The 17,527-nt window shown below is 43.4% G+C and carries 19 protein-coding genes and 1 tRNA gene; 17 read left to right on the top strand and 3 right to left on the bottom strand.

Annotation, left to right across the window (positions count from 1 at the left end):
- Positions 1-2: 2 nt before the first annotated feature.
- The 11 genes from HLM86_RS07690 to HLM86_RS07640 all read left to right on the top strand — a co-directional run bounded on the left by HLM86_RS07690 (position 3) and on the right by HLM86_RS07640 (position 10,458).
- Positions 3-554 (top strand): hypothetical protein, encoded by a 552-nt coding sequence (locus tag HLM86_RS07690; protein ID WP_170882533.1) that lies wholly within the window; start codon positions 3-5, stop codon positions 552-554.
- Complete coding sequence (locus tag HLM86_RS07685) at positions 548-943, top strand: hypothetical protein (protein WP_170882532.1); 396 nt, start codon at positions 548-550, stop codon at positions 941-943. Before HLM86_RS07690 ends, HLM86_RS07685 begins: the two co-directional genes overlap by 7 nt.
- 2 nt (positions 944-945) lie before the next feature.
- On the top strand, positions 946-1,830 hold the full coding sequence (locus HLM86_RS07680; protein ID WP_170882531.1) for a hypothetical protein: 885 nt from the start codon (positions 946-948) through the stop codon (positions 1,828-1,830).
- 208 nt (positions 1,831-2,038) lie between these two features.
- Entirely contained in the window at positions 2,039-3,019 is a 981-nt protein-coding gene (locus HLM86_RS07675) for a DUF4116 domain-containing protein (RefSeq protein WP_170882530.1), read from the top strand.
- A 230-nt stretch (positions 3,020-3,249) separates the two neighbouring features.
- Positions 3,250-4,125, top strand: coding sequence for a hypothetical protein (locus HLM86_RS07670; protein WP_170882529.1), 876 nt, complete (start codon positions 3,250-3,252; stop codon positions 4,123-4,125).
- A gap of 230 nt (positions 4,126-4,355) precedes the next feature.
- A complete protein-coding gene (locus HLM86_RS07665) occupies positions 4,356-5,270 on the top strand; it encodes a DUF4116 domain-containing protein (protein ID WP_170882528.1) in 915 nt (304 codons plus the stop codon).
- 237 nt (positions 5,271-5,507) lie between these two features.
- Complete coding sequence (locus HLM86_RS07660; RefSeq protein ID WP_170882527.1) at positions 5,508-6,392, top strand: hypothetical protein; 885 nt, start codon at positions 5,508-5,510, stop codon at positions 6,390-6,392.
- 263 nt (positions 6,393-6,655) lie between these two features.
- Positions 6,656-7,051 carry a hypothetical protein gene (locus tag HLM86_RS07655; protein WP_170882526.1) on the top strand — a complete coding sequence of 132 codons (396 nt, stop codon included), beginning with the start codon at positions 6,656-6,658 and terminating at the stop codon, positions 7,049-7,051.
- A gap of 2 nt (positions 7,052-7,053) precedes the next feature.
- Positions 7,054-7,941, top strand: a complete 888-nt coding sequence (locus HLM86_RS07650; RefSeq protein WP_170882525.1) for a hypothetical protein — start codon at positions 7,054-7,056, stop codon at positions 7,939-7,941.
- Positions 7,942-8,272: 331 nt separating this feature from the next.
- Entirely contained in the window at positions 8,273-9,169 is an 897-nt protein-coding gene (locus HLM86_RS07645) for a hypothetical protein (protein WP_170882524.1), read from the top strand.
- Between the two features lie 407 nt (positions 9,170-9,576).
- Positions 9,577-10,458 carry a hypothetical protein gene (locus HLM86_RS07640; RefSeq protein ID WP_076588377.1) on the top strand — a complete coding sequence of 294 codons (882 nt, stop codon included), beginning with the start codon at positions 9,577-9,579 and terminating at the stop codon, positions 10,456-10,458.
- A 50-nt stretch (positions 10,459-10,508) separates the two neighbouring features.
- Here HLM86_RS07640 and HLM86_RS07635 read toward each other — a convergent pair whose 3' ends face one another.
- Positions 10,509-11,651, bottom strand: a complete 1,143-nt coding sequence (locus tag HLM86_RS07635) for a T3SS effector HopA1 family protein (protein ID WP_170882523.1) — start codon at positions 11,649-11,651, stop codon at positions 10,509-10,511.
- Positions 11,652-11,902: 251 nt separating this feature from the next.
- Positions 11,903-11,979: transfer RNA gene (locus HLM86_RS07630), tRNA-Pro, on the bottom strand.
- A 257-nt stretch (positions 11,980-12,236) separates the two neighbouring features.
- Between HLM86_RS07630 and HLM86_RS07625 the strand changes: the two genes are divergently transcribed.
- The 3 genes from HLM86_RS07625 to rluF all read left to right on the top strand — a co-directional run bounded on the left by HLM86_RS07625 (position 12,237) and on the right by rluF (position 14,214).
- The gene (locus tag HLM86_RS07625; protein ID WP_076588372.1) at positions 12,237-12,377 is read left to right on the top strand and encodes a DUF3149 domain-containing protein; all 141 of its coding nucleotides are present in this window, start codon (positions 12,237-12,239) and stop codon (positions 12,375-12,377) included.
- Positions 12,378-12,530: 153 nt separating this feature from the next.
- Complete coding sequence (gene smrA, locus HLM86_RS07620) at positions 12,531-13,112, top strand: DNA endonuclease SmrA (protein ID WP_076588369.1); 582 nt, start codon at positions 12,531-12,533, stop codon at positions 13,110-13,112.
- A 94-nt stretch (positions 13,113-13,206) separates the two neighbouring features.
- Positions 13,207-14,214 carry a 23S rRNA pseudouridine(2604) synthase RluF gene (gene rluF, locus HLM86_RS07615; protein ID WP_170882522.1) on the top strand — a complete coding sequence of 336 codons (1,008 nt, stop codon included), beginning with the start codon at positions 13,207-13,209 and terminating at the stop codon, positions 14,212-14,214.
- Positions 14,215-14,278: 64 nt separating this feature from the next.
- Here the strand turns inward: rluF and upp are convergent, their stop codons facing one another.
- Positions 14,279-14,905, bottom strand: a complete 627-nt coding sequence (upp, locus tag HLM86_RS07610; protein WP_076588363.1) for a uracil phosphoribosyltransferase — start codon at positions 14,903-14,905, stop codon at positions 14,279-14,281.
- Positions 14,906-15,083: 178 nt separating this feature from the next.
- Between upp and purM the strand changes: the two genes are divergently transcribed.
- The 3 genes from purM to HLM86_RS07595 all read left to right on the top strand — a co-directional run bounded on the left by purM (position 15,084) and on the right by HLM86_RS07595 (position 17,526).
- Positions 15,084-16,124 (top strand): phosphoribosylformylglycinamidine cyclo-ligase, encoded by a 1,041-nt coding sequence (gene purM / locus HLM86_RS07605; protein WP_170882521.1) that lies wholly within the window; start codon positions 15,084-15,086, stop codon positions 16,122-16,124.
- A gap of 2 nt (positions 16,125-16,126) precedes the next feature.
- Positions 16,127-16,768: a phosphoribosylglycinamide formyltransferase gene (purN, locus tag HLM86_RS07600; protein ID WP_076588359.1), complete on the top strand. Its 642-nt coding sequence runs from the start codon at positions 16,127-16,129 to the stop codon at positions 16,766-16,768.
- Positions 16,769-16,875: 107 nt separating this feature from the next.
- Positions 16,876-17,526 carry a tellurite resistance TerB family protein gene (locus HLM86_RS07595; protein WP_170882520.1) on the top strand — a complete coding sequence of 217 codons (651 nt, stop codon included), beginning with the start codon at positions 16,876-16,878 and terminating at the stop codon, positions 17,524-17,526.
- Position 17,527 lies beyond the last annotated feature (1 nt).

Here is a 17,527-nt window from a genome sequence, read left to right as displayed (position 1 = left end):
CCATGACTAGCCCACAAGTGTATTTTTTAAATGAAAACTACGACAAGCTGACGGATTTACTGGTGCCTGAGCATGATCTCGCCCAGCTATTTATTAGCCAAACCGAGCTATCTACCGCCCGCCCTTTGCCCTACAGAAGCCTAGAAGTGCCCTCGATGTATCGCAAAAAACTTTACGATGGTGATGGCCTTTTTGTTGATGAAGAAATTTACCAAATTCTCGCCAGCAGCGGCGCCCGTGGCCTGTATATAGTGCCGGTGCAGATTCGCTTTAGCGACGATATCACCTTTGACTACTACCGTATTGATACACGCCAAGCATTTGATCTTATCGACCTCGCCCAATCTACCGTTGATGAAGACGGTGACCTAGAGGAAGTCGTGCTTGATACCACGCCCCTCACCCAACAGGCCGAGTCCGATTTTACCTTATTTCGCTTAAACGGCCTCGACGCTATTCAGTATATGGTCAGCGAGGGGTTGCGTGATAAACTGGTGTCTTTTCATGATGATATTGTGCTCAGCACCGAACAGGACTATGAACTACTATGGTGATTGACGGCTATTTTAAACTCGATACCGCGAGTTATTTACAGTGCCCGGTAAAGGCCCATTTGGGGCATAAGGTGATCGGCGTTGAACCCGATTTAGCGTTTGACCTAACCTTAACCCCACCTCGGGTGTTTATCCGTAATGAGCTAGCGGACCTGTTAGGCGAGCTTACGCCTAAACTGATCCAAGGCGCCTACCTTAACCCAAACAATAGTCATGCCTATCAAAACTTTCGCGTGATCACTGCGGACCACTTTAGCCTGCCTAAAGTGGAGGCCGATGATGCCTTGCCTGCGGTATTTTACTACCAGCAAGCCCTCTACCTTTCACTGGCCCTGCTGGACGAGATTAAGCACGACAAAAAAATTATGGATATTGAATACAGAGTATAACTATGACTAAACCAACCATCGAACAGGTTAACCAGATTTTAACCCAGGCCAACCTTGCGTCAGTGACATTGACTACTCCGTCTTTCAAGTTATCGAAGGTTATCAACTCAATTGTTAAAGACAGTAGCTTGAGCGAAGAAACTAACTTTGAAAGGGTCCGAGTCCTCCTTAAAGCAGGTATTTTAACAGAACGTGATGTTTTGGAACTCTATAATAATAAAGTCGAACATATGGACTTATCTTATGAATACTGTCCATTGGTCAAAATATTGGCGCCACTAGAGCGAGATGGCACTTTATATTTATCTGACTCTGAAGCTATTTACGAGCTCAGCTGGGATCTGTATCTGGATTATATAAAAAGTATTGTCTTACTCGGCGGAAGAGTAGACCATGATGGATTATTGTGTTGGTTGTTTGATGATAGATACGAAGTTGAGATGTTTAATTACTTAATGGACAATTTCAATATTAAAAAAGAGACAATAAACTATGTTGCAGCACAATTATTATATAAGCAATACTGTAGCGATGAAGACTCAGATGAGGAAGATAGGGCTCTGTTTAACCGGTTAATTGAAAAAGGTATTGATATTAATTTACCTTTCGATGAAAATTCTCATATGTCTGCATTTCACTCATTTCTCGGTGCAGCTTTATTTTGTTCACCTGATCTTTTTGAGCAATATTTATTACAGAGACCCAGCCAAGAGATTATTGAAAACTTACCTTGGTCATACCCTATTAGCGAAGCGGCTTTCACCGACAAACATGTTCAATTAGTAAATAAACTTATCGAGCTTGGTTATCATGTCCCCGTAGATGAGATAATTTCGGAACTAGAAGAATACGAATATTTTGATTACGCTAAAGCCCTTTCTCACTAAGCTGACGCTTGCCCCTAAGCCTATTCTGCTTAGGGGTTTATACTGTCTATACCTCAACGATAAAGTGCCCGGCGGTAAGAGAAGAAGTCAAATTGACCAAGGTCTAATCTAAGCCAAGTTTGTAAACTTAACATTGATGATACTGGGTTATGTTGTTGAACTCCAGCCTGATTTGACAACGCTTAATCAAAAAAATAAGGGAATAACCATGGACACTACCCACGACAAAGCAGAACTAGAACAAATGTTAATCAGGCTCAAACTAAACGACTCCGCGTTGAGTGAGATTAAAAACCAGACTCCTGAACTTTGCAATATCGCGATTCAAGCTCACCCCGAAGCATTGCAGTATGTACAAAACCAAACCCCTGAACTGTGTCTTACAGCAGTAAAGCTCAGTGGATGGGCACTACCCCATGTAAAAGAGCAAACCGCAGAGATTTGCCTTGAGGCGGTTAAGCAAACTGGCCACGTATTACGCTTTGTAAAACAACAAACTCCAGAGATTTGTTTGGCTGCCATTCAACACAGTGGTTTAGCGCTTCAACAGGTAAAGGAACAGACACCGGAGCTTTGTTTGGCAGCGGTCAAGCAAAATGGCAACGCACTACGCTATGTAGAACAGCAGACCTCTGAGATATGTTTTGCTGCGGTTAGGCAGAACGGATACGCACTAGAGCATGTTAAAGAGCAGACCCCTGAGCTGTGTCTTGCAGCGGTCAAGCAGAATGGCGAGGTACTAGAACATGCAAAACAGCAGACGCCGGAACTTTGTCTTGCAGCGGTAAGGCAAAATGGCAACGCATTACGCTATGTCAAAGAGCAGACCCCCAAGATTTGCCTTGCTGCAGTAAAGCAGAGTGGATGGGCAATAATGCATGTAAAGGAGCAAACCCCTGAGCTTTGTCTAGCAGCGGTTAAACAAAATGGGTTGGCAATAAAGTATGTACCAGAGCAAACCCCTGAGCTTTGTCTGGAAGCAGTAAAGCAAAACGGCTACGTGTTAAGAGAAATAAAAAAACGGACACCTGAGATTTGTTTAGCAGCAGTAAAGCAAAATGGCCATGTATTAAGCTGTGTATCAGAGCAAACTCCCGAGATTTGTTTGGCAGCGGTAAAGCAAAATAGCGACGCGTTAAAGTACGTAAAAGAGCAAACGCCTGAGATTCTTTTAGCTGCGGGTAAGTAGAGTAGAAAGGTCACGGACCTACAAAAAGAACAGGGCGTTCAATAGTCTGTGTTAGGTTATTTTTTAGATGTCTAGCACACTGGCTAAACGCCCTTAAAAATCTATGACTTATCGAGATAAATAAGCGGTGAACCCAAGCTGATAGTCACTTGATTTTATCGCACTTATGGCAGGCTGGACGAGATGACGTATAACAAAAAACTTAAAGATATTGAATACAGAGTGTAACTATGACTGAGCCAACCATCGAACAGGTTAACCAGGTTTTAACCCAAAACAACCTAGCAACAGTGAGACTGATCACTCCGTCTTTCGACTTATATGAGGTCATCCATTCAATTGTTGATGATAGCAAATTCAGCGAAGAAACTAACTTTGAACGGCTCCGAGTCCTCATTAAAGCAGGTATTTTAACAGATTGTGATGTTCTAGAACACTATAATCATAAAGTTGAACATATGGATTTATCTTACGAACGCTGTCCATTGGTCAAAATACTAGCGCCATTAGAGCGCGATGGGACCTTATATTTATCCGGCTCTGAAACTATTTACCAACTCAGCTGGGATCTGTATTTGGATTATATAAAAAATATAATCTTACTCGGCGGAAGAGTGGATCATGATCGCATGCTGTGTAGCGTCTTCGGCGGAAGAGGTGAGTTTGAGCTGTTTAACTACTTAATGGATAACTTCCATATCAAACCAGAGACCATTAACTTTGTAGCGGGAATGCTAATAGGCCAAATATATTGGGCAGAGGGCAATGCAGATACACAAGATAGAGCCGCATTTGAAAAATTAGTTGAAAAAGGGATTGATATTAATCTTCCTTTTAGCAATGGCGACGATTTTAATTCCTTCCTGGGGTATATGTTTTGTTATGATCCCGAGATGTTTGAGCAGTATTTATTACAAAAACCCAGCCAACACATTATTGCAGCTTTACCATGGGAGTTTGCTATCGAAGAAGATTACTTCCATGATAAGCAATTGCAATTGGTTCAAAAATTGATTGAGTTGGCCTATCCGCTGCCTCTGGATGAGATCATCGAATTATTGGAAGAAGAAGAGCTGGACGATTATGCTAAAGCCCTTGCTCACTAAGCTGACGCTTGCCCCTAAGCCTATTCTGCTTAGGGGCTTATATTTTCCCTCAATACATCTTAGTGATAAAACTCCCTTCATATACTGATAGGTGGTAAGAGAAGAGAGCAAATTGACTACGGCCTAATCTAAACCATTAACATTGACGAAACTTTATGACGTTATTGGGTTAGTTGTTGAACTTCAGCCTGATTTGAGAACGCTTAATCAAAAAAACTAAGGAAATAACCATGGACACTACCTACGACAAAGCAGAGCTAGAGCAAATGTTAATCAGGCTCAAACTAAACGACTCCGCGTTGAGTGAGATTAAAAACCAAACCCCTGAACTTTGCAATATCGCGATTCAAGCTCACCCCGAAGCATTGCAGTATGTACAAACCCAAACTCCTGAACTTTGTCTTACAGCGGTCAAGCTAAGTGGTTGGGCACTACCCCATGTAAAAGAGCAAACCCCAGAGATTTGCCTTGAAGCGGTAAAACAAACTGGTTACGTATTACGCTTTGTCAAACAACAAACCCCGGAGATTTGTTTGGCTGCCATTCAACACAGTGGTTTAGCGCTCCAACAGGTAAAGGAGCAGACACCGGAGCTTTGCTTGGCAGCGGTAAAGCAAAATGGCAATGCGTTACGCTTTGTAAAACAGCAGACCCCAGAGATATGTGCTATTGCGGTTAGGCAGAACGGCTACGCATTAGAACATGTTAAAGAGCAGACCCCTGAGCTGTGTCTTGCTGCGGTAACGCAAGATGGCAATATCTTAGAGCATGTAAAACAGCAGACGCCGGAACTTTGCCTTGCAGCGGTAAGGCAAAATGGCAACGCACTACGCTATGTCAAAGAGCAGACCGCTGAGATTTGCCGTGAAGCGGTAAAACAAGATGGCTACCTACTAGAATTCGTTAAAAAGCAACCCCTCGAGATCTGCCTTGAAGCAATCAAGAACGATGGTTATGTATTAAAGGCAGTAAAAGAGCAAACCCCTGAAATTTGTCTTGCAGCGGTAAAGCAGGACGGTATGGCATTAGAGCTAGTAAAAGAGCAAACCCCTGAAATTTGTTTGGCAGCGGTAAAGCAAGATAGCGACGTATTAGAGTATGTAAAAAAGAAAACCCCTGAGATTCTTTTAGCTGCGGGTAAGTAGGGTAGAAAGCTCACGGCTCTCTACAAAAAAGTACAGGGCGTTCAATAGTCTGTGTCAGGTTATTTTTTAGATGTCTCGCACACTGGCTAAACGCCCTTAAAAATATAGGACTAACTGAGATAAACAAGCGATGTACCCAAGCTAAGTTGATGACTTGATTTTATCGCTCTTACGGGTTTTTCTGGACGAGATGACGCATAACAAAAAACTTAGGGATATTGAATACAGAGTGTAACTATGACTGAACTGAACATCGAACATATTAATCATTGCTTAGCCCAAGCCAACTTAGAAAAACTAAAACCGACTAAATCCTATTACAATATTTGGTGTGTGCTAAATGCTATTCTTGACAATAGTAACTTGAGTGAAGAAATTAACTATGAGCGGATTCGAGTATTACTTAAAGCTGGTTTAGTATCAGAGCTAGAAGTTCTAGAACTCTACAATAATAAAGTCGAATACATGGACTTATCTTATGAATACTGTCCATTGGTCAAAATACTGGCGCCACTAGAGCGAGATGGCACTTTATATTTATCTGACTCTGAAGCTATTTACGAGCTCAGCTGGGATCTGTATCTAGATTATATAAAAAGTATTGTCTTACTCGGCGGAAGAGTAGACCATGATGGATTATTGTGTTGGTTGTTTGATGATAGATACGAAGTTGAGATGTTTAATTACTTAATGGACAGTTTCAATATTAAAAAAGAGACAATAAACTATGTTGCAGCACAATTATTATATAAGCAATACTGTAGCGATGAAGACTCAGATGAGGAAGATAGGGCTCTGTTTAACCGATTAATTGAAAAAGGTATTGATATTAATCTACCTTTCGATGAAAACTCTCATATGTCTGCATTTCACTCATTTCTCGGTGCTGCTTTATTTTGTTCACCTGATCTTTTTGAGCAATATTTATTACAGAGACCCAGCCAAGATATTATTGAAAACTTACCTTGGTCATATCCTATTAGTGAAGCGGCTTTCACTGACAAACACTTACATTTAATAAATAAACTTATCGAGCTTGGTTATCATGTGCCTGTAGATGAAATAATTTCGGAACTAGAAGAATACGAATATTTTAATTACGCCAAAGCCCTTGCTCACTAAGATTACTCTGCCCCTAAGCTTATTCTGCTTAGGGGCTTAATATTTCCCTCAACGATAACCCCCTTCGCATTCTGAGAGGTGCTACGCAAACCGATCATTTTATTGATATTTCCTCGCGTTACTCACCGTTTTACTGCGTAATTGATTGGCGAGAGACCCTGTTGGTTTTGTATTATAGAGGCTGGATTATGAATCAATAAAACGACACTGGCGCCCTTTCACAACGATATTGTGCTCAGTACCCAACAGGACTATGAACGACTATGGTGATTGACGGCTATTTTAAACTCGATACCGCGAGTTATTTGCAGTGCCCGGTAAAGCCCCACTTGGGGCATAAGGTGATCGGCGTTGAACCAGATTTGGCGTTTGACTTAACCTTAAACCCACCTCGAGTATTTATCCGTAACGAGCTGGTGGACCTGTTAGGTGAGCTTACGCCTAAACTGATCCAAGGCGCTTATCTTAATCCAAACAATACTCATGCTTATCAAAACTTTCGCGTGATCACCGCGGATCACTTTAGCCTGCCTAAAGTGGAGGTCGATGATGCCTTACCCACGGTATTTTACTACCAGCAAGCTCTCTACCTCTCACAGGCCCTGCTGGACGAGATGACGCATAACAAAAAACTTAGGGATATTGAATACAGAGTGTAACCATGACTGAACCAACCATCGAACATATCAATCAACGTCTTGCTCAGGCCAACTTAGCAACGCTAACATCTACTGAACTTTATGATAATATTTGGGATGTGCTGGATGCTATTCTTGAGGATGACAACTGTAGCGAAGAAACCAATTTTGAACGGGTTCGAGTATTACTTAAAGCAGATCTCTTAACTGAGTTACATGTTCTGGAATACTATAATAGCTATGTTGAAGATATGGACTTATCTTATGAAGGTTGCCCACTAGTTAAAATACTGGCGCCATTAGAGCGAGATGGCACCTTATATTTATCCGGATCTGACAGTTTTTATGAAGACCTATGTTATGATCTTTATTTGGATTATATAAAAAATATTGTCCTACTCGGAGGCAGAGTGGATCATGATGGTATGTTGTACTGGGTTTTTGAATCAAGGTGTGAGCTTGAGATGTTTAACTACCTTCTGGAGAGTTTTCAATTTAAACCTAGCGCTATTAATACTGTCGCGGCACACATATTATCTGAGGAGTATTTCAAACATGATGGCCATGAAAAGCGAGGGAGAGGAATATTTAAACAGTTGATTGAAAAGGGTATTGATATCAATTTTCCGTTTGATGAAGAATCTGGGATGTTAGATTATCATTCTTTTTTAGGTGCAGTCTTAATTTTTGATCCTGAGTTTTTTGAACAGTATTTACTGCAACAGCCTAATAAAGAAATCGTCAAAGGATTGCCATGGCGTAAGGTAATTAAAAATGGCTATTTCAGAGAAAAACATATGCAAATAATAGAAAATCTGATAAGTCTAAAGTATTATGTGCCTCTAGATGAAATAGTTTCTGAATTAGAAAAAAAAGAGCTGTTCGATTACGCTAAAGGCCTTGATATCTAAACTAACTACTGCCCCTGAACCTCTCCTTTTCAGGGGCTTATATTTTTTAATAATACCACGACGATAACCCATTTGCATTTTGAGAGATGGCAAATAAATAGGCCATTCTATTGATATTTACTCACTTAATTACTTGTTCTATAGCATAACTTATAGATAAAAGGCAGTGTTGATTTTATATTGTGTGGTAGCGGAAACAATCAACTTCGAGCGTCGACGACACTTTACCCGCGGTATTTTACTACCAGCAAGCTCTTTACCTTTCACTGGCCCTGCTGGACGAGATGACGCACAACAAAAAACTTAGGGATATTGAATACAGAGTATAACTATGACTGAACCGACCATGGAACGCATCAACCATTGCCTAACCCAAGCCAACTTTGCAGCGGTGGCAAAAATTACGTCTTACTACCAGATATGGGAAGTGATAGATGCCATTCTTGAAGATAGCAACTTTAGTGAAGAAACCAATTTTGAACGAATCCGAGTATTACTTAGGGCAGGTATTTTAACCGAGCTCAACATTCTGGAATTCTATAATAGTGATGTCGAAGATATGGACTTATCTTATGAACATTGCCCACTGGTCAAAATACTTTCACCATTAGAGCGTGATGGGACCTTATATTTTTCTGGGTGTGACAGCTTTTATGAAGACCTATGTTATGATCTTTATTTGGATTATATAAAAAGCATTGTCCTACTCGGGGGCAAAGTAGACTGTGATGGTATGTTACGTTGGGTGTTTAATGAGCACAGACGCGAGTTTTATTTGTTTAACTACCTTCTGGATAACTTCACTGTTAAACCAGAGACAATCAACTCTGTTGCAGGGGCAATCATACTCAATAATTATTGGAAAAAGGGCTCTTCAGAAGAACAAAGAAAAGCCAAAGCAGCATTTGAAAAATTAATTGAAAAAGGCATTGATATTAACCTGACCATTGAGGAAGGTGATTGGCACTCTCAGTTTAACTCTTTCTTGGGAATTGCTTTTTGCTATGACCCTGAACTTTTTGAGCAGTATTTATTGCAAAAACCCAGCCAACAAATTATTGCAAATTTACCATGGGATTTTTCTATTAAAGAAGAACTTTTCGATGATAAACAAGTACGTTTGGTTCATAAACTGATTGGTTTGGGTTATCCGCTGCCTCTGAATGAGATCATCGAGTCGTTGGAAGAAGAAGAGCTGGACGATTACGCCAAAGCAATTGCTCACTAAGCCTTGTCCCCTGAGCCCTAATCGCGCTTAGGGGGACAATGTATTTATCGATATCCTGACCTTTTCAAAAAGATAGAATAGAGAATACCCCGCCATTAATATTAAATTAATCACATAACTATCCTAAATTTGGGAGGTTACACGTAAATGCATAAATTTATTGATTTTTCCTCGCTTAACAGACCTTTTCACTGCGTAATTTATTGGATATAGGCCGTGTTAGTTATGTATGATAGGGGCTGAATTATCAATCCAAAAAGATGGCGAAGAGCATGTTAGCGTGCCTAAGTTTGAACCCGCCGATACCTTGACTGCGGTGTTCTATGCTAGCAATCGCTATCACTGGCACGCCTAGACACGATGTCTGTTTGCAAAGCGTTAATTGATATTGAATATAGAGTGACACTATGACTGAAAAGACCATCGACAACATCAACCGAATTCTAGCCAAAGCCAACTTGGCACCAGTAACACTGCCAACCTTGGATATATTACATGCACTCTCTATCATTCTTTGGGATAGACAAGTTAGCCAAGAGCTCAATTATGAACGAGTCCGAGTGCTGATCAAAGCCGGTATTTATACAGAGCTTGACATTCTTAACGAATGTAATGATAACGTTGATAGAATGCATAAAGCCTATGAGTATTGCCCACTGGTTAAATTACTCTCGCCACTAAATCGTGATGGTACTTTGTATTTGTCCGGTGCAGAAACCATCTGTAATCTTAGCTGGGACATTCATTTATTTTATATAAAAAACATCATCTCATTGGGCGGAAGAATTGATCATAATGAATTTATCGTCCAAGTTTTTAATGATAACAAAAGTGCATTCGATACCTTTAATTACTTAATTGAACATTTTCAATTTGAACCTTTATCCATTAACAAGTCGGCCAGTAATTTGGTGATCAATCACTATTTCAAAAAATATAAAAAAGAAGAAAAAGGCAGGGCTGCGTTTGAGAAGTTAATTGAGAAGGGCATAAACATTAACTTGGCCTTTGAGGAAGGCGATGGGTTGTCAGATTACCACTCATTTCTAGGTGTTCTCTTTTGCCATGAACCCGATGTTTTTGAGCAGTATTTATTAATACAGCCCAATCAACCGATCATCGTCAATCTACCATGGAACTATTCGATTAAGAAAGCGTACTTCAATAAAAAACAGACCAAATTAGTGAAAAAGCTTATAAGTCTTGGGTATCAACTACCACTGGATCAAATCATTGAGACATTGGAAACGTTCGAACTTTTCGATTACGCCAAAGCCCTGGCGAACTAACCGGATCTTACCCCAGAGCCTCATGGCGTTCTGGGGCACCGTGTCTTATATCACCCAACGTTTAACCGCTCACTAGAGGATGTCTTCAGTAACGCATTGTCCTGACGGTTGTAGCCACTCTTTTCAAACTTCGCATCAATTTCTCGTTCGAGGTGTTTTACCGAAAGACCTCCGTGTCGTGCATAGGATTTGATTGCGCTGGTTAAAATTTGAGCTCTTGCCAAACCATGACTGCTACTTGTTTTTCCCCCGTCAGGATGAATGTCGGAAAATTCAGAATAAGAGACGCCTGGTGTCAAACATTTCATGCCGGTAGGGGTATGAGGGAGCAAAGTGTGGCCAATTTTTTGACTAATCTTTTCACTGATCTCATTGGCTTTTTTTATGTCCGCGTGATTAAAATAGATAATCGCGCTGTCAGTCCGATTGCCTTGTTCATCGGGGCCCATAATTTTTGCACTTTCGATACATGGCTCTTTCGCAACAATATCAGCCAAGAAGGGAACAAGTTCGCGCGCTTTATGGCTATCGACCGTCAAAGCGATTCTTGAATGCGGTCCATCATTTTCTAAACGCATTTCCTGTGGCGAGATAAAATACGCAAATTCGTCAAAGGCCGGCGCTAGATTATCGAGATCTAATGGAAATGGCTTGGCGTCGAGGTTTTGCGGCGTCACGTTAATGTTTTTGTTTTTTCTCGCCCGATCGATAGCCAACATCAGATCCGTTTTTTGTTGCTGATTTAAAGGTCTCATCCCTTTAGGCTTGGCATCAGCATAGACGTCATAAAGCATGCTTTCTACTCGGCTTTGCAGTTTCGTGTCCCACCGGCTTCGCAGTAGTTTAGGATCGCTTTTAATGACCGTTAGGGCTTGTTGGTATACACTCTCACTGCTGGTTGTCTGTGGCCGACCCGCAAGCTTGGCAGCCGCCTTTGCTTTGCGCAATTTCTCTCCCCTGCTCACGACTTTTTTCTCTAATTCTTGAATAGAGAGGCTTAACTCTCTGGCCTGTGGTTTTTTGCTTAACCTATCGAGTCGATCTTTAAGATTAGCGATTTTCTCTTTATCGGCAATGTTCTTTACTGAGATAATCTTTTCCGCCAAGGCCAATTTACCCAGCTTCAGAGCGGATGATGATGAATCACACAAGGCGAAACGAGCGCGGTGGTAAATAGTCTGTATTGGTTTCATAAATGACTCTATCAAGGGAAGGATACTGGCTTGATTATCTCCCTTTTTTGCCAAAAGCTAACGAGACTATTCGTGAAACATCCTGAAAACTCCCTCAAAGGCCCAGTTTAGTGTGTGGTATAGGCTTCAGATTGGTGGGATTGTTATTCGATAAGAGCCGACATAAAAGAGGCCATTGACGGGCTAAACAAGCAATGTTGGGGGGCATAAAAACGAAAAACCCCGGCAGTGACTGCCGGGGTCTAATAATATGGTCGGTGAAGAGGGATTCGAACCCCCGACCCTCTGGTCCCAAACCAGATGCGCTACCAAGCTGCGCTATTCACCGAGTTGTCTTTGGGGAATGCCCGTCGACGGATGGCTATATTACGGATTCTGTTTGCTAACGCAAGCCATTTCCTTGGGTTTTTTCCCTATCGAGCCTATTTGGTGAAAACACGACCAATGATGACAAAATGTGAACAGCAGCACATTGCTTATCCCCCTTATGCTATGACCCACACATCCTTGATCTAGATCAGTATGACCCGTCGATCCAACGAGTAATTTAGTCCCTGTCATCACTATTTTGTATTTGGAGGAAACATGGACTTTTGGCTCAATCTCCTGTTTGGTAACGCAGTTGGACTGTCTTCTATGTTGGTCATATTTAGTGCTTTAGGTCTGATGCTCTTTTATGGCGGTTACTTCATTTATAAAGTAATGAACGACAAATCTCCTCACTAAAATCGCTTAGCCCTTATTATTAGGCTTTCGCTATGCACCGAAGCAGAGGGCTTGTCTGCTTCGGTTTTTTATTTTTGCCTACCTGTGTGTTGATCACTCCCCTACCTTCAAGGGTATAATACGGTTATACATTTCCCTCTCTGAGCGTCCGTTATGTCTCAAGAAAACGATCTCGGCCTGTTTATGGAAATGATGGGCGATGTTAAGCCCATCAAACACGATACCACCGAGCATAAAAAGCACCATCACGTTACCGAGGCTCAGTTGGCCAAACGGGATGCCGCCGTGTGGTTGAGTGAGGGTGACTCGGAACAACTTTCACTTGATCATGCGCCGATGCTACACCCTCACGATGTGATCGAGTTTAAACGGGACGGGGTCCAAGACGGGGTCTATCGTAAGCTGCGATTGGGTAAATACCCGATTCAGGGCAAACTGGATTTGCATCGCCATACCCTGAAAGAAGCTCGGCAGGCGGTGGTAAAGTTTCTGCGCCAATGCAATAAGATGGACATTCGTACCGTGCTTATCGTGCATGGCCGCGGAGAAAAGTCGAGCCCTCCCGCTTTGCTGAAAAGCTATGTCGCCCAGTGGCTGCAACAACTCCGAGATGTGCAATGCGTTCACAGTGCTCAGCATTTTCATGGCAGTACGGGCGCGGTGTATGTGTTGCTGCGCAAAAGTGCAGACAAGAAACTGGAAACCCGCGAACGGCATCAAAAGCGTTTGGGTTAAGCCCATCTATAATGCTAATATACCGCCAGCAGCCATAGTGGCTGCTTTTTTAATTTTTAACGCCGTTGTGAAACGTCACTAAGGGTCTAACATCATGTCGCAAGAGTCAGCCAAACGCTTAAATAAATACATCAGTGAGACAGGGTTTTGCTCTCGTCGTGAAGCCGATAAACTGATCGATCAAGGTCGCGTCACCATTAACGGCAACGTTCCCGAGATGGGCACCAAGGTCACCCCTGATGATGATGTCTGTATTGATGGTAAGCCAGTGAGCGCCAAAGAAACTCCTGTCTACATTGCTCTCAATAAGCCCACCGGCATTACTTGTACCACCGAGCGTGATATTCCGGGCAATATCGTCGATTTTATTGGACACAAAAAGCGTATATTCCCAATTGGCCGACTCGACAAACCCTCAGATGGCTTGATTTTTTTGACCAATGACGGCGATATCGTCAATAAGATTCTCCGCGCAGGCAATAACCACGAAAAAGAGTACGTGGTCCGAGTTGATAAGCCGATCACTGAGCACTTCATCAAGATGATGAGCGCTGGGGTCGATATTCTGGATACCACCACGTTACCGTGTCAGGTCAGCAAAGAAACCAAATTTTCCTTTCGTATTGTCCTGACACAGGGCCTCAATCGCCAGATCCGTCGTATGTGTGAAGCACTCGGCTACGAGGTGTTTAAGCTGCGTCGCGTGCGGATCATGAATATTACCTTAGACGGGATCCCCAACGGGCAATGGCGTTACCTCAGTGCAGCCGAGGTGGCAGAAATTCTTGCGATGTGCGAATCCTCCAGTGGGACCGAAGAGGCCTCTAAAACCCGCCAACATGGCCAGAAAATCAAAAAAGCCACGGATGCTAAGCTATTCGATAGCCGAGAAGAAAACCAACCTTCCAAAGCAAGACGTAATCAAAAAACACGCACCTTTAAAGGCCGAAATGCGGATGAGTTTCGCCATGCGCCAAGTTCAAAGAAAGGCCGCCACAGCGGACCTTCAGGATCAAAGCCGGCAGGTAACAAAGGCCAATCTCATTCAGAGAAACCCTCCAGCACACCACGCGCAGGCGGTACGTTGAGCTTAAAACGCTAAGCCATCAAGAAATCACAAAAAAGGGCGCGAAAGCGCCCTTTTTGCTATCAAACTCAATATCTGCTTATTTGGTACCGAAGATCTTGTCACCCGCGTCGCCAAGACCTGGGACAATGTACCCTTTGTCGTTCAGTTTTTCATCAATGGCGGCGGTGTAAAGCTCAACATCTGGGTGCACTTTTTTTAATGCCTCTATGCCTTCAGGCGCAGCAACCAGTACCAGTACTTTAATCTGATGGCAGCCTTTTTCTTTGAGCAAATCGATCGTCGCAATCATCGAGCCGCCAGTAGCCAACATAGGGTCAACGACTAAGGCGATACGTTCGTCGATGTTCGACGCCAATTTATTGAAATACGGCACCGGTTCGAGCGTTTCTTCGTCACGGTAAATCCCCACCACACTAATACGGGCACTGGGCATATGTTCAAGAACACCATCCATCATACCCAAACCAGCGCGTAAAATAGGCACAACCGTGACTTTTTTACCCTTGATCTGGTCAACGTCAACCGGACCATTCCAACCCTCAATGGTGACTTTTTCAGTTTCAAAATCTGAGGTCGCTTCATAGGTCAGCAAGCTGCCTACTTCGGTCGCCAACTCACGAAAGCGCTTTGTGCTGATATCACCTTCTCTCATCAGGCCAATTTTGTGTTTCACAAGAGGGTGTTTTACTTCAACAACTTTCATTTCCATCTCCGAGTACTTGGGTGATTTTTGAATAAACCGTCAGATTATAAACGATTTCTTCATTGATTTCTTGTCATAGCTGAAAAGAAAAAACTAGCGCAAACGTTTGCTATATGGCTTTATCCACTGTTAGAATAGCGCCGATTTCATATCCAATTTTTAAACTGAGGACTTGCTTGTGAGTGCTGATAACACTTCTCTTAGCTATAAAGATGCTGGCGTAGATATTGATGCAGGTAACGCACTGGTTGACCGCATTAAAGGCGCGGTTAAACGTACTCGTCGCCCTGAAGTCATGGGGGGGATTGGTGGTTTTGGCGCACTGTGCGAACTGCCAACGAAATATAAGCAACCCGTACTCGTCTCGGGCACAGACGGCGTAGGCACTAAGCTTCGCCTTGCTCTGGATATGAACAAGCATGACACCATTGGCGTTGATTTGGTCGCAATGTGTGTCAACGACCTGATCGTACAAGGGGCCGAGCCACTGTTTTTCCTAGATTACTATGCGACCGGTAAACTCGATGTCGATACCGCCGCCGATGTGGTCACAGGGATTGCCGACGGCTGTCTCCAAGCGGGCTGCTCTTTGATTGGCGGTGAAACCGCTGAAATGCCGGGCATGTACGAGGGTGAGGATTACGATGTCGCCGGGTTCTGTGTCGGCGTGGTGGAAAAAGAAGCCATCATCGACGGCACCAAGGTTGCTGCTGGGGATGCCCTGATTGCAGTAGGTTCCAGTGGTCCACACTCAAATGGCTATTCATTGATTCGTAAAATCCTTGAGGTTTCAGGTGCAGACAAAAATGAAGAGTTGGCAAGCCGCACCATTGGCGAACACTTATTAGAGCCGACAAAAATCTATATCAAATCGGCCCTAAGCCTGATCGAGCAACATGATATTCATGCCATCTCTCATATTACTGGAGGCGGTTTCTGGGAAAATATTCCTCGAGTCCTTCCTGAAGGCACGAAAGCGGTCATCGATGGTAGCAGCTGGGAATGGCCCGCTATATTCCAATGGCTGCAACAAAAAGGTAATGTCACCACACACGAAATGTATCGCACTTTCAACTGTGGCGTCGGGCTTGTGATTGCGTTGCCAAAAGATCAGGCACAAGCAGCGGTAAGCTTACTTGAAGCTGCTGGCGAAACGGCTTGGGTGATCGGTGATATCGCGACTGCTAACGCAAATGAAGAACAAGTAGAGATCAAATAAAGATGAAAAGTATTGTTGTTTTAGTTTCAGGAAATGGTTCGAACTTGCAGGCGATCATTGATGCTTGTGATACCAAGATCAAAACCGGCCGAGTGAGTGCTGTTTTTTCAAACAAGGCAACGGCTTATGGGCTGGAGCGAGCCAAACAGGCCGGCGCCCAAGCCCATTTCTTAGATCCCAATGGTTTTGATACACGCGATGCCTTTGATCATGAACTGATGAAGCAAATCGATGAGTACCAACCCGATGTGATTGTTCTGGCGGGTTACATGCGTATTCTAAGTGGTGAATTTGTTCGTCACTACAAAGGCAAGATGATCAATATTCACCCGTCGTTACTGCCCAAATACCCTGGGCTCAATACGTATCAGCGTGCCATCCACGCTGGTGACGAAGAACACGGAACCAGTGTCCACTTTGTTACCGAGCAGCTCGATGGGGGCCCCGTGATATTACAAGCCAAGGTGCCTATTTTTGATCAGGATTCGGTCGAGACCCTCACTCAACGCGTTCAGACCCAAGAGCATAGCATCTACCCCTTAGTGGTTCAGTGGTTAGTCGAAGACCGGCTGACCATGAAAGATAACAAAGAAGCTTATCTTGATGGTCAATTGCTGGGTATCCACGGATACGCGCAAGACTAAACCTTGATGACCTCACCTAAAGCGAGCGCCTGCTCGCTTTTTTCGTTTTGTTAATCCTCTATTCATCCTGACTGTTTTACTCTGGGAAAAAACAAAGGATGACTCCCATGGATTTAAAAAGCCTATTGAATCAAGCTTTAAGCTCCGATATCGTTCGCCAAGGGCAGCAAAAAATTCAGCAATCATCAGGCTCTGGTCACTTGAAGACGTTGGGTGCTGGGGCGCTCGGTGGCGGCTTGGTCAACGTACTGATGGGCTCGAAGAAAAGCAAGAAGCTCGGTAAAAAAGTCGGCAAGAATGCGCTAAAAATTGGGGGAGCAGCCGCGTTAGGTGCACTCGCATATACCGTCTACAATAATTGGCAAAGCAAGCAAACCGGGGCGCAAACTCAGGAAGTATTTAATGCCAATGATGACCAACATCAGGCGCTGATTCTCAAAGCGATGATCGCCGCAGCCAAGGCCGATGGCCACGTCGACGAAGAAGAAATGGCGAGAGTTGAGGCCACATTGCAACACGCAGGGGCCGATAGCTCGCTGCAAACGCTGATCCACCAAGAATTGAATAAACCTCTTGATCCGGCAGACATTGCCCGACTCGCTCAATCCCCGCAGCAAGCCTCAGAGATTTACCTCGCCTCTTTGATTGTGATCGACGAGCAAAATTTCATGGAAAGAGCGTATTTACAGGAACTGGCCAAACAACTGAATCTGGCACCGGAAGTCACCCAACAGCTTGAACAGCAGCTCAGCGAGTAGC

The organism is Vibrio ostreicida (genome assembly GCF_013074385.2).
GTDB lineage: Bacteria > Pseudomonadota > Gammaproteobacteria > Enterobacterales > Vibrionaceae > Vibrio > Vibrio ostreicida.
The sequence above is the reverse complement of the archived record's forward strand: the minus strand, read 5'-3'. Positions and strand labels throughout refer to the sequence as shown.